Source organism: Sphingomonas kyungheensis (assembly GCF_037120395.1).
In the GTDB taxonomy this organism is placed as follows: Bacteria; Pseudomonadota; Alphaproteobacteria; order Sphingomonadales; family Sphingomonadaceae; genus Sphingomonas; species Sphingomonas kyungheensis.
This window is the reverse complement of sequence record NZ_JBBBDM010000003.1, coordinates 80,617-91,838: the sequence shown is the minus strand read 5'-3', so window position 1 is coordinate 91,838 and position 11,222 is coordinate 80,617. Positions and strand designations below refer to the sequence as shown.

Annotated in this window: 13 protein-coding genes and 1 tRNA gene; 3 read left to right on the top strand and 11 right to left on the bottom strand. The window is 69.5% G+C overall.

Annotation, left to right across the window (positions count from 1 at the left end; genetic code table 11):
* Positions 1-18: 18 nt before the first annotated feature.
* The 6 genes from V8201_RS08215 to V8201_RS08190 all read right to left on the bottom strand — a co-directional run bounded on the left by V8201_RS08215 (position 19) and on the right by V8201_RS08190 (position 5,803).
* A complete protein-coding gene (locus V8201_RS08215) occupies positions 19-666 on the bottom strand; it encodes an ATPase (RefSeq protein ID WP_336544974.1) in 648 nt (215 codons plus the stop codon).
* Positions 638-847, bottom strand: coding sequence for a hypothetical protein (locus tag V8201_RS08210; protein ID WP_336544973.1), 210 nt, complete (start codon positions 845-847; stop codon positions 638-640). The genes V8201_RS08215 and V8201_RS08210 overlap by 29 nt, the downstream gene beginning before the upstream one ends.
* A 46-nt stretch (positions 848-893) precedes the next feature.
* On the bottom strand, positions 894-2,927 hold the full coding sequence (locus V8201_RS08205; RefSeq protein WP_336544972.1) for a S9 family peptidase: 2,034 nt from the start codon (positions 2,925-2,927) through the stop codon (positions 894-896).
* A 79-nt stretch (positions 2,928-3,006) separates the two neighbouring features.
* Positions 3,007-3,540 (bottom strand): DUF2497 domain-containing protein, encoded by a 534-nt coding sequence (locus tag V8201_RS08200; protein WP_336544971.1) that lies wholly within the window; start codon positions 3,538-3,540, stop codon positions 3,007-3,009.
* Between the two features lie 58 nt (positions 3,541-3,598).
* Entirely contained in the window at positions 3,599-5,104 is a 1,506-nt protein-coding gene (locus V8201_RS08195) for a TolC family outer membrane protein (RefSeq protein ID WP_336544970.1), read from the bottom strand.
* Positions 5,105-5,122: 18 nt separating this feature from the next.
* A complete protein-coding gene (locus V8201_RS08190; protein WP_336544969.1) occupies positions 5,123-5,803 on the bottom strand; it encodes a protein-L-isoaspartate O-methyltransferase family protein in 681 nt (226 codons plus the stop codon).
* A gap of 158 nt (positions 5,804-5,961) precedes the next feature.
* Here V8201_RS08190 and V8201_RS08185 point away from each other — a divergent pair, with 158 nt between their 5' ends.
* Positions 5,962-6,300: a hypothetical protein gene (locus V8201_RS08185; protein ID WP_037531339.1), complete on the top strand. Its 339-nt coding sequence runs from the start codon at positions 5,962-5,964 to the stop codon at positions 6,298-6,300.
* 15 nt (positions 6,301-6,315) lie between these two features.
* On the opposite strand, the gene V8201_RS08180 is transcribed toward V8201_RS08185, so the two are convergent.
* A tRNA-Cys gene (locus V8201_RS08180) sits at positions 6,316-6,389 on the bottom strand.
* Between the two features lie 42 nt (positions 6,390-6,431).
* Positions 6,432-6,878: a (deoxy)nucleoside triphosphate pyrophosphohydrolase gene (locus V8201_RS08175; RefSeq protein ID WP_336544968.1), complete on the bottom strand. Its 447-nt coding sequence runs from the start codon at positions 6,876-6,878 to the stop codon at positions 6,432-6,434.
* An 80-nt stretch (positions 6,879-6,958) separates the two neighbouring features.
* Here V8201_RS08175 and V8201_RS08170 point away from each other — a divergent pair, with 80 nt between their 5' ends.
* Complete coding sequence (locus V8201_RS08170) at positions 6,959-7,111, top strand: Flp family type IVb pilin (protein ID WP_333781841.1); 153 nt, start codon at positions 6,959-6,961, stop codon at positions 7,109-7,111.
* A 136-nt stretch (positions 7,112-7,247) separates the two neighbouring features.
* Complete coding sequence (locus V8201_RS08165; protein WP_037531265.1) at positions 7,248-7,415, top strand: Flp family type IVb pilin; 168 nt, start codon at positions 7,248-7,250, stop codon at positions 7,413-7,415.
* Between the two features lie 73 nt (positions 7,416-7,488).
* On the opposite strand, the gene V8201_RS08160 is transcribed toward V8201_RS08165, so the two are convergent.
* Genes V8201_RS08160 through V8201_RS08150 form a run of 3 tightly spaced genes read right to left on the bottom strand, consistent with a single transcriptional unit; the run spans position 7,489 to position 11,202 of the window.
* A complete protein-coding gene (locus tag V8201_RS08160; RefSeq protein WP_336545297.1) occupies positions 7,489-8,436 on the bottom strand; it encodes an acetyl-CoA carboxylase carboxyltransferase subunit alpha in 948 nt (315 codons plus the stop codon).
* A 10-nt stretch (positions 8,437-8,446) separates the two neighbouring features.
* A complete protein-coding gene (locus V8201_RS08155; RefSeq protein ID WP_336544967.1) occupies positions 8,447-9,361 on the bottom strand; it encodes a tyrosine recombinase in 915 nt (304 codons plus the stop codon).
* Complete coding sequence (locus tag V8201_RS08150) at positions 9,358-11,202, bottom strand: hypothetical protein (protein ID WP_336544966.1); 1,845 nt, start codon at positions 11,200-11,202, stop codon at positions 9,358-9,360. The genes V8201_RS08155 and V8201_RS08150 overlap by 4 nt, the downstream gene beginning before the upstream one ends.
* Between the last annotated feature and the right edge of the window lie 20 nt (positions 11,203-11,222).

Below are 11,222 nucleotides of genomic sequence, written 5' to 3'. Positions count from 1 at the left end.
TGTAGCGACTCGCTTGCGCTAGTCCAAGTCAGTCAAATCCGTGACCAACCGTAGTCCGCCCTCGACGAGCGCCGCGGTCATGTCCGCAGGCAGCCTTTCCCAACAGATCAGCGCGCCGCCCTCTTTTTGGGCGATCAACTCCGGCTCCCCGGTCGAGTTGTTGAAGACCAGACATTCGTCCACCTGCTGCGCGAACCACGCCAGCTCGCTGAAAGAGCGCTGCCGGCGCGCAACCACCTTGTCGGCGGGCACATCATGGCCGCCCTCGGCGACCCGGCCACGGATACGCGCGAGTTGCAGATCCGCATTGTCGAGGACGACATAGATCATCCTGATCTCGAAGCCGTGCGACCGGGCGCGCTGCACCAGGCGCCGGTATTTGGGCGAGGACAGGACGGTTTCGACGCCGATCGTCTGGTACGCGTCGATCGAAGCTTCGAGCCAATGCTCGACCCGCTGCACCGCCACCAGATTGGCCGCGGCGCCCGTCAGTGCTTCGACCTCGGCGATCTTGGCGGTCAGCAGGTCGGGATTGATGATCCAGACCGAACCGCCCCAGCCTTCGATATCAGTGCGATTGTAGAGCGAACTCTTGCCGCTGCCGTTCGGCCCGGCGACAATCCAGAGGATCGGCCGTTCAGGCTTGCGCGGCGTCTTGCTCGGCACGCGCGAGTTTCCGCTGCTCGGACTTGATCCGCCGGACGTTGGAGCGGAAGGCCGCAAGCATGTCCTGCGCGAAAGTCGCGCTGTCGGCCTGGACGACCTTCATGTGAATCACCGTGCCGTCCGGCGCGCGGACGCGCTTGGTCGGCAGGTCACTGGCGCGGACGGGCTTCGGCTTGGTCATCATGGCCTCCATCTCCGATATAGATCGTCGCGACCGCAGCGCCAACCTACTTCGCCGTCCAGCGGTCCATCCAGCTGAGCACCTCGCGATACCATTGCCGCGAATTGGCGGGCTTGAGCACCCAATGGTTTTCATTGGGATTGACCAGCAGGCGCGACGGGATGCCGCGCCGTTGCAGCGCGGTGAAGGCGGCGAGGCCCTGCGTATAGGGGATGCGGAAATCGCGTTCGCCGGTGATCACCAGCTGGGGCGTCTTCCAATTCTGCACGTAACTGACCGGGTTCCATTTCTCGAACGCTTGCGGGTCCTCGAAATAGGCCTTGCCGCCATGTTCCCATTCGTCGAACCACAGTTCGTCGGTCTCATAGGCCATGGCGCGCGCGTCGAAGACGCCGTCGTGCTGGACGATGCAGCGGAAGCGATCGGGCCACTGCCCCTCGATCCAGTTCATCATATAGCCGCCGTAGGAGGCGCCGAGCGCGCAGGCGCGGCTGCCGTCGAGCCAGGAGAAGCGATCGGTCGCCGCCTTGAGCCCGGCCTTGAGATCGTCGAGCGGCCAGCCGCCCCAATTGCCGCTGATCGCATCGGTGAAGGCCTGACCGTAACCGGTCGAGCCATGGAAATCGACCGCAACCAGACCATAGCCGGCGCCGGCGAACACCGCCGGGTTCCAGCGGTACGACCAGCTGTTGTCGCTCGATCCCTGCGGGCCGCCATGGACCATGAAGGCGACCGGCACCGGGCCCGTGCTCCCCGCCGGGCGCACCGCATAGCCCCAGACGGTATCGCTGTTGGCGCCGGTGAAGCTGAACCGCGTCACGCTCGGCATGTCGATGCCGGCGAGCTTGGCGGCGTTGACCTGCGTCAGCCGCACCGGCTTGCCCTTGCCCGTCAGGCTGTAGAAATCGTCGGGCGCGGTCAGGCTGTTGATCGCCACCACCGCGCCGCGCGGCGTCGCCGCGACCGCCGAGACATGCCCCTGCTGCGTCAGCCGGGTCACCTTGCCCGAGGCGGGATCGACCGCGAACAGCGGGTTTTCCTGCGTGTCCTGCGCGGTGACGTAGAGCCGCTTCGAATCAGGTGACCAGCTGATCGAGCCGACCGACCGGTCCCACCCTTGCGTCAGCGCGCGCACCTGGCCGCTCGCCAGATCGCGCAGCATCAGCACCTGCCGGTCGGCTTCGAACCCGGGTCGCTTCATCGCCACCCAGGCGAGGCTGCGCCCGTCGGGCGAGACGGTCGGCAGCGTATCCGTCGCCGGATTGTCGGGGGTGAGGTTGACCGGCGCAGCCGCGCCGTCGGCAGGAACCGACCAGATATCGAGATTGGTCGAGCGCGGTTCGGTGGTGCCGGCGACGCGGAGGGCGAAATAGACGGTCCTGCCGTCGGCGCTCCATGCGACTTCCTCGCCGCCGCCGAACGGCCGCGACGGCGTGTCACCGTCGAGCCCGTGTTCGAGCGCGACCCCGTCGCCGGGCGCGCCCGCCGCGCTCAGCGGCAGCACGAACAGTTGCGAATGCGTTCCGTCGACCCAGCTATCCCAATGGCGGACGAACAATTTGTCATAGACGCGACCCTCGCCGGCAGCGGGATCCTTCTTTTCCATCGCTGGCGCGAGGCTCGGCGCATTGGGCTTGCGATCGGCCCAGACGAGGATGCGGTCACCGCTCGGCGCGACCTTGAAGCCGCCGAAGCCGCCCTTGAAGTCGCTCAGCTTGCGCGGCGTGCCGCCGGTGACCGGTACCGACCAGATCGCGTCCTCGCCGCCGACGTCGGCGCGGAAATAGACGCTGTCGCCGACGATCTGCGGATCGTTTTCGTTGACCGCGGCCTGATTGGCGAGCGGTTCGGGCGTGGCGCCCTTGTGCGACAGGTCGAGCCGCCAGAGATCGTAGCGGCCGCGATTGGCGGCGATATCGGTCTCGCGTTGCGCCCAGACCAGCCAGCGTCCATCCGCAGAGACGGTCGGCGCGCCGATCCGGCTGAGCGTGGTGACATCGTCGATGGTGAGCTGGCGGGCGGCGGCGGGCGCGGCGACCGCGGCGGTGGCGAGCAGGCTCGCGGCGAACAGACGTCTCATGCCGGCGAGCTTAGGAGCAGCGGACCGGCAGAGCAACGTTCGTCACGGGGCTCCCGATCGACGGGAGCCCCTTGGATGATTAGCGGACCTGCGAGGTGATCTTTGCGATTTCGCGCGCGACCATCGTCTCGACCAGTCCGGGCAAATTGGTGTCGAGCCACTCGCGCAGCATCGGCCGCAGCATCTCGCGGACGAGCCCTTCGAGCGTGCCGTCACTCTCGGCCTCGGGCTTGACGAGCAGCTTGCTCAGCGTTTCCAGCGAACCCAGGCTGGCGGCGGCGGCATGGTGGGACAGGATCGGTTCCTCGGACATCGGCGACTGAACGGCTGGGCCGCGCGTCGGTTGCGGCGCGGGCTGCGGCTGGGCCTGCGCGTGCGGGGCGGGCGGCTGCATCATCTGGGGCTGCGGCTGCGGCTTGGGCTGCGGCGCGGGCGGTGCGACCTCGGCGACCGGCTCGGGCGCGGCGGGCGACGGCATCGGATCGCTCAGCTCGAGCACCTCGGCGTCCGATTCGATCGGCTGCGGCTGCATGCGGGTCCGCCGCGTGCGCGCCTGCGTGCCCTCGCCTTCCTCGGCGATGATACGTTTGATCGACGAGAGGATCTCTTCCATCGACGGCTCCGCGCTCATATCCCCCATGGTCCTGACGTCCCTACCCTTTTCGACGCCGTTATTGGCGACTTGGCGATGCAGCACCTGTCGTCAACGCGGGGGTCCTGTCAACCGGCGTATCGAGCATCGGGTCGGTTGTCTTCGCAACCGCGGCATTTTGTGGCGGCGTCTGTGCGGTCGACGGGGCGACCGGCACGGGCTCGCCATCGCCGCCGAAGTCGCTGATCCGGTTGCGGACGCGCCGGTAGTTGACGGTGGGATCGTAGAGCGAGCCGCCGTCGAGGCCAAGGTCGCGCGCCTCCGCCTGGCCCATCGCCGCGAGCAGGGCGAAGCCCGCGACATAGGCGTCGCGGCGTGCGCTCACCAAGGTCACCTGGCTGTTGAGCAATTCCTGCTCGGCATTGAGGATGTCGAGGATGGTACGGGTGCCGACGCTATTCTCGGCGCGCACGCCTTCGAGACTGAGCTTGTTGGCGTTGACCGCGGTCTCCGAGCTGGCGATCACCTGCTGCGACGATTGCCATACCGCATAGGCGCCGCGGGTCTGCGCCACCACCGCCCGTTCGGCGGCGGTCACTGCCTCGAGCGACTGGCCGCGCAGCGCCTCCGCCTGGCGGACCTGCGCCGCCGGGCGGCCGCCCTGGAAGATCGGCAGCGTCACCTGCAAGCCCGCCGACGCCGCCGTCCCCGAATTGGGCAGCGACGAGCCCGCGGGCAACGTCTGCAGATAGTTGAAGTAATTCGGCCCGGCGACGACCGACAGCTTCGGCAGCCGGTTCGAGCGCGCCACCGCGACATCGTAGCGGGTCGCATCCGCCTGCCGCCGCGCAGCGATCAGGTTCGGATTGTTGTTGAGCGCGGCGCTGACCGCCGTGTTCGGCGAATCGGGCAGGTTGGGCAGGGCCGGCGGCTGTTCGAGCGCGACCGGCGGCGAACCGACCACCTGGATATAGACCTCGCGGCTCGAGATCAGCTGCGCCTCGGCCTGCTGCAACTGCGCCCGCGCCAGCGCGAGCCGCGCCTCCGACTGGGCGACGTCGGTCCGCGTCAGATCGCCGACCTGGAACCGGTCGCGGCTGGCGCGCAGATTGACCTCGAGCACGCGGACGTTCTGCTGGTTGAGCGAGGTGATCGCCTCGTCGCGGATCACGTTCATATAGGCCGCGACGACATTGGTGAAGGTATTCGCCTCGGCGCCGCGCAGCGTCGCGCGGCCGGCATCGACCCGCGTCTCGGCGGCGCGGACCGAATTCTTGACCGCGCCGCCCTGAAAGATCGGCACCGAGAAGTTGAGCGACGTCGCCGCGACCCGCTCGGGATTGGCGAAATTGTTGTTCGCCTGGAGGAAATTGTCGGTGACCGAGCCGCTGACGTTGACGCCGGGGATGCCGCTGGCGCGGGCGATCGGCACATTTTCGTCGGTGGCGCGCTGCGCGGCGCGCTGGCCGGTCAGCGTCGGGTTCGAAGCATAGGCCTTGGCGAGCGCCTCGCGCAGCGTCTCCGCCCCCGCCGGCGCGGCGAGCCCGATCAACGCCGCGCCCCCCAACAACAATCCCCGCATCATCCCCCCGTTTATCATTGCCTAGAACCGGAAACCCTGTGGCCTGGCGAAGCCCGGCAGCGTCACGCAATCGCAGTCGAGGAACGGCGCCAGACCGAAGCCGCCTTCGGTCTTGCGGCCGCTGGCGAGGCGCACGACGCCATTTTCGATCAGCCCGGTTACCACACGCCCACCGACCTTGACTTGATCGATCAAAGTCTCGGGCAGGTGCTCGACCGCGCCGTCGACGATCAGCACGTCATAGGGCGCCGCAGCGGCATGGCCCTCGCGCAGCGGCGCTTCGACCAGCGTGACGTTGGGCGTCGCGGCAAGCGCCTGCCGTGCCAGCCCGAGCAGCGTCGCATCCTCCTCGACCGCGACGACCTCGGCGACGATCTGCGCGAGCAGCGCTGCGGTATAGCCGCCCGCGGCGGCGATCAGCAGCACGCGATCGTTCTTTTCGAGATAGGCTTCGGTGAGCAGCCGGCCGATCACCATCGGCAGGTTGATCGCGCGTCCGCCGGCGACCGGCAGCGCGGTGTCGCGATAGGCGAGCGCGCGCGATTCGGCGGGCACGAACTCCTCGCGCGGCACGGTGTTCATCGCGACCAGCACCCGCTGATCGTTGACCGCGTTGGTGCGCAGCTGGCTGGCGACCATCGCCTGCCGCATCACCGACAATTCGGCGGCATCGGGCTGGTGGGTGTCGGCGGTGATGTTCATGCTGGATCCCTCTCGCACAACCGTATTAGCTGCGCAATACACTTCGTGACCTAGCGCTTGTATCGCGCAGTGCGCGTCGCGCCAAGCGGAGGCAGCGCAAATGCACCGCGCCGGCAAATCGATGGCGTACGGCGCGGCGCTTGCCTATGGCGCGCGCCATGCTTCCTGCGACCTATCACAAGTTCATCGACTGGATCGGCGACGGCACCGGCCTGCCCGATACCATCCTGCATATCCACGCCGGCCTGGCGGTGCTGATGGTGGCGCGGCTGCTCACCCGGCGCTCGCTCGGCAGTTTCGTGCCCTGGTCGTTCGTCGTCGCGGCGGAGCTGTTCAACGAGGTGATGGATCGGCTCAACTTCGGCTCGTGGCGCTGGGAGGACACCACGTCCGACGTGCTCAACACGCTGTTCTGGCCGACAGTGATCTGCCTCGGGCTGCGGATGCGGCCGATGCTGCTGCCGCGCGACGCGGCGCGGGTGAAGATGTCCGACTGACCGCCCGCGAGGGATTGGAGGCCCGACCGGGAATCGAACCCGGGTGCAAGGATTTGCAGTCCTCTGCGTCACCACTCCGCCATCGGGCCTCGACGCGGGAGGGCGGCTGATGGTCGGTTTTGCGCGGACCGTCAACCTTGGATTGCGAGGAAATGCGCAAGCGCCGCCACCAGCGGCACGTCGGCGGGCGGCATCGCCAGCTCGGCCATCGCCGCGGGCGCCACCCAGGCGAGCGCGCTCGCCTCGAGCGGCTGCGGCGTGCCCGTCCAGTCGCGGATGACGTAAAGCAGCAGCAGCAGGTGCTTCGCGCCCAGCGCGGCGCTGGCGAAGGCCAGCGGCGTCATCGCCGCCGGAACGACGCGGATCGCCAGTTCCTCTCCCAACTCGCGCACCAGCGCCGCCTCGGGCGTTTCGCCCGCCTCGACCTTGCCGCCGGGGAATTCCCACAGATCGGCCATCTGCTTGCCCGACGGGCGGCGTTGCAGCAGCACCCGCCCCCGCGCATCGAGCAAAGCCGCCGCCACCACCGGCATCAGCGCGATGCCGCCGGCCGTGTTTTCGCTCCGGTCGTCAGCCATTCCTTAAATCTCTCCAATTACTTGCCGATCAAATGACGATCCGCCTGCCCCGTCGCCCCCGCCGGCGCCCGACGTCGTCCGTGTGGCGCGATTCGCGCGGCGCGACCGCGGTCGAATATGGCCTGATCGTCGCGCTGATCGTCATCGTCATGGTTGTCGCGCTCAAGCAGGTCGCCAATGCCAACACCAACGTCTGGCAGACGGTGAGCACCAAGGTGGTCAACGCCGGCTGATCGATCGCCACCGTTTCGGCGGAAAATGTCCAGTTCGTTTAAAAGTTTAGCAACCTTGGTCAGGCTATCCCACCACCGCTGCTCCGGTTCACCGGTTCAGCCGGGTGACTGAAGTAATCGTATATTGGAGACCGGAATGCAGACGATCCGCAAGTTCATCAAGAACAGCAAGGGCGCGACCGCCATCGAATACGGCCTGATCGCCGCTCTGATCGCGGTCGCCGCGATCGCCGCGATGCAGGGCCTCGGCAACAAGCTGAAGACCACCTTCTCGAACGTGTCGTCGAACATGTCGGCCACCTGAGCCACAGTTTACGACCGAATCACGGGGGCGGCGGGACGATGGTTCCGCCGCCCTCTTCGTTTGCCGCCTCGCGTCAGAGCCGGCCCATCGCCAGGAACTTCTCGCGCCGCTCCTGCCGCAACGTCGCCGCGTCGCGATGGTCGAGCGAGGCGAGCGCCGCGTCGAGCGCATCGCCGAGCAGGCGGATTGCCTCGGCGGGGTCGCGATGCGCACCGCCCAGCGGCTCGGGCACGATCGTGTCGATCACGCCGAAAGTCTTGAGATCCTGCGCGGTGACGCGCATCGCCTCGGCCGCATCCGCCGCCTTGTCGGCGGTCCGCCACAGGATCGAGGCGCAGCCTTCGGGGCTGATCACCGAATAAATGGCGTGTTCGAACATCAGCACGCGATTGCCCGCCGCGAGCGCCACCGCGCCGCCCGACCCGCCCTCGCCGACGATCGCCGCGACCACCGGCACGCCGGCGGCAAGGCAGGCCTCGGTCGAGCGGGCGATCGCCTCGGCCTGACCGCGTTCCTCCGCCTCGATGCCGGGGAAGGCGCCCATCGTGTCGACCAGGGTCACCACCGGCAGGCCGAATCGGCTCGCCATGTCGACCAGCCGGATCGCCTTGCGATAGCCCTCGGGCTTGCCCATGCCGAAATTGTGGCGCAGCCGGCTGGCGGTATCGGCACCCTTCTCGTGGCCGAGCACCATCACCTTGCGGCCGCGGAAGCTCGCGAAGCCACCCATGATCGCCTGATCGTCGGCAAAGGCGCGATCGCCGGCGAGCGGCACGAACTCGTCGAACAGGCCGGCGACATAGTCCTTGAAATGCGGCCGTTCGGGATGACGCGCGACCTGCGTCTTCTGCCACGGGGTCAGCTTGGCGAAGGTATCGCGCAGCAATTTGTCGGATTTCGCCTGCAACCGTGCCAGATCGGCGGCAATGTCGATCGTACCGTCGGCCGCGGTCGCCCGCAGCTCGTCGATCCGGCCCTGCAATTCGGCAATCGGTTTTTCAAATTCGAGGAAGCTCGCCATGCTGCGCGGGTTACGGGCGACGCGCGCGTCCGTCAACGCGCCCCGGATCGCCGAGCGGATGGCGCGCGTTGACCAGCTCGACCAGCCGGCTCGCATCGACGTGCGTGTAGATCTCGGTGGTGGCGATATCCGCGTGGCCGAGCATCGCCTGCAAGGCGCGCAGATCGGCGCCGCCGGCAAGCAGGTGCGTCGCAAAGGCATGGCGTAGCACGTGCGGGCTGACCCGGTCGGGCGGGATGCCCGCCTCGGCGGCGAGCGCCTTGACCAACTGGTAGAGGCGGATGCGGGTGAGATGGCCGCGGCCCGAGGGGAACAGCCAGGGCGCGTCGGCCGGCACCTGCGTCCGCCACCGCGCCACCGCCGCGCGGGCGCGATCCGACAGGGGCACCAGCCGCTCGCGCCCGCCCTTGCCCTTGAGGATCAGGAACGGACGGTCGGGGTGGATCGCGTTGCGCGGCAGGCTGACCAATTCGGTGGCGCGCAGCCCCGATCCGTAAAGCAGCTCGACCAGAGCGGCGAGCCGCAGGTCGCCCGGCAGCGGCCGCTCGCCCTCGACCCGCGCCGCGATCACCGCGAACAGGCGCTCGACATCGCCGTGATCGAGCACCTTGGGCAGCCGCCGCGCCGGCCCCGGCCGCGGCAGCGCGCTGCCCGGATCGTCGGCGCGGTGGCCCTCTTCGGTGAGGAAGCTGTAGAACCGCCGCAGCGCGGCGGCCTTGCGCGCCACGGTGCTGCGCGCCAGCGCGCGCCATTGCTCGGCGAGCGCCTGCACCTGATTCGGAGTCGCGGCGACGAGCCCGTCGGGCAAAGCCGCCGCGGCGAGCGTCAGGTCGCTGCGATAGGCGGCGATCGTATTCGTCGCGGCACCGGCCTCCGCCGCCAGCATTTCGAGGAACCGCTCGATCAGCGCGCGGTCGCCGCTCACACGCGCGCGAGCGCCTCCGCCGCGATCATCCGCGCCTCGCCCTCCAGTCCGACCGCGCGCAGCGCCGAGACGATGCGGTAGAGCATCGCCGGCGGCACCCCGCGCCAGTGCGGCGTCTGCATGCCGATCGCGGCAAGCAGCGCCACCGTCCCCGGCTGATTGTCCGCCGCGGCGCGATCGATCGCGCGCGTCCAGCTGGTCTCCGCGCCGATCCGCACGTCGAGCGCCGCTGCCGCCCGCTCGATATCGTCGGGGCTGAGCCGGCCGAGACCGGCAAGCCCTGCGAAGAACAGCCGCTGCTTGAGCGCGGCATCGCCGCTGCCCGCATAGGCGGACAATTGCCGGTAGCTGAGCCGGCCGCCGCTGTCGGGATCGGCGAGCGCGATCATCGCCCAGGCATCGCTACCCTCGTCCACCGCCGCCCGCCAGCGCGCCGCGCTGCGATCGAGCCCAGCGGTCAGCATCGACGCGACGAGCTGCGGCGCCTCGGCGATGCCGGTCCGCGCCGGCAGCCGCGCCGCGGCGCGGGCGGTGAGCACCAGCCGCGGATAGGCCGGCTGTCCGGCGGTGCCACCCCAGAGGTTGCGCAGCGCGGTGAGGCGCGTCGGCATGTCGGCGCCGATATAGGCGGTGCGCAGATCGTTGATCGACGCGGCGATCGGCGCGGGCGTCTCATTGGCGGCGTCGAGCGCGCCGTACAGATCGACCAGCGCCGCCGACGACAGCACGCCCTGCCCGGCGGCCGCCTCCGCCGCCGGCAGGCGGTCCGCCATCGGGATCGACGGCGACAGCGCATACCAATAGCGCGCCTGCGCCCCGGCGGTCGCGAACAGGCTATCGGGGATCGTCACCCCGGTCGCCGCGGCGAGCCCGAAGCGCCAGGCGGTGAGCGTATCCACCCCCGCCCATTCGATCGTCACCGCCTGCCCGCCATTGGGGCCGGCGCCGACCACCTTCTGCGCGAGTTGCAGATCGATACCGGTCGCGACGTTGCGCCGCCGCGCGGCGGTGACCAGCGCCTTGGCGCGGGCGGGCTCGCCGGCGAGCCCCGCGCACATCGCCTGCGCGAGCGACCAGCCCCGCTCATGCGTCGCCGCCAGCGCGGCATCGGCGATCGGGCACATTTCCGACGGATCGCCGGTCGCGAGCGCGGTGTTGAGCGCGACCTGATAGAGTTTGGGGGTGTAATTGTCGTTGTCGACGCTCTGCACCACCGCGCGGGCGCCGACTGCCTCACCCATGCGCAGCAGCAGCCAGGCGCGCTCGGCGGCGAAGTCGGCGCCGTCGACCGCCGCGGGCGTATCGACCTGTGCCACCAGCGTGCGTCGCAACAGAATCGACAGCCAACGCGACGGCAAGGGCGCGGCGACGCTGCGCATCAACCGTTCGAGATAGCGGCCGTCCGCCTCACCGAAGGCGTCGGGCGCGAGCGCGCCCTCGTGCGGCCCCGCCGGCCCGACCCGGTCGAGCGAACGGCGCGCGGACAGTGGCATCTCATATTGCGCGAGTACCGCGGGGTCGACCGTCGGCGTCGGCGACGGCGTCGCGCTGGCGAGCGGGATCGGCGTCTCGCCGGGCAGCGGCTGGACCAGACCGGTTGGGGCCGGCACGGGCAGCGGTGCGGGCACGCTCGCCGCGCCGCCGCTCGCGGCGGGCGCCGGGCGCGGCGTCGCCGCCGGGCGGGCGGACGGTGCCGGCGCGGGCTCGCCGAAGCCCGGCGGCAGGATCGATTCGGGCTTCTCCTGCGCGTAAGCGGCGACGGCCGCCGCGACGATCGCCACGCCGGCGACGCCGCGCGTCACCTGTCGCAGCCGCCGCGCCCGATGCGTGCGAGCCTTCATCCTGTCCCCCGACCCCAGAT